The 919-nt window shown below is 73.1% G+C and carries 1 protein-coding gene; it reads right to left on the minus strand.

All coding sequences use genetic code 11. From position 1 onward, the window contains the following. On the minus strand, nucleotides 1-919 hold a 919-nt coding region (locus tag Dsi01nite_RS56930; RefSeq protein ID WP_239137340.1), incomplete at both ends, for a condensation domain-containing protein.

Raw genomic sequence — 919 nt, forward strand, 5'->3', positions numbered from 1 at the left:
GGTCCTCGGTCTCGGCCCGGTTGCGGTTGGCGATCGGCGTGCCGACCACGATGTCGTCCTGACCCGAGTAGCGGCTCAGCACCATGGTGTACACCGTCAGGAGGGTCATGAACATCGTCGCGCCACCGGCGCCGGCGACCCGATGCAGACCCGCCACCACCTCCGCCGGCACCTCGAACTCCACCACGTCACCCGCCGACGACCGCACCGCCGGCCGCGGTCGATCGGTCGGCAGTTCGAGGACGGGCGCGCCGGCGAGCCGTTCGCGCCAGTAGGCCAGCTGGCCCTCCAGCGCCGCGCCCGACAGCCACTCCCGTTGCCACACCGCGAAGTCGGCGTAGTGCACCGGCAGCGGCGGCAGCACCTCCCCGGCGTACAACACCCCCAACTCGCGCCGCATGATCTCCATCGACCACTCGTCGGTGATCACGTGGTGCATGCAGAGCGCGAGCAGATGGTCGTCGGGGGCCAGTCGGTACAGCGTGGCCCGCAGCAACGGCCCGGCGGCCAGTTCGAACGCGACGGTCGTCGCGGCCGCCTGGGTGGCCATGGCGGTCGCCAGCGGGTCGGCCTCGGCCGTCAGGTCCACCACCGGCAGCTCGACGCCCGACGGCGGGTCGATCACCTGACGCGGCGTCCCATCAACGTCGGCGACGAGCCGGGTTCGCAGCACCTCGTGCCGCTCGACGAGCGCTTCGAGGGCGGCGCGCAGCGCGGCGAGATCCAGGCCTGCGTCGAGCCGGACGGCGACCGACATGTTGTATTCGACCGAGTCCGGCTCGAGCTGCTGCAGGAACCACAGCCGCTGCTGGGCGAACGACAGCGGCAGGGGCCGGCCCCGGTCGCTGGGCGCGATCGGCGGCACCACGGCCCCGGCGCCGCTGGCGTCGACGGCCGCGGCCAGCCCGGCGATGGTGGG

Source organism: Dactylosporangium siamense, from assembly GCF_016862795.1.
GTDB lineage: Bacteria > Actinomycetota > Actinomycetes > Mycobacteriales > Micromonosporaceae > Dactylosporangium > Dactylosporangium siamense.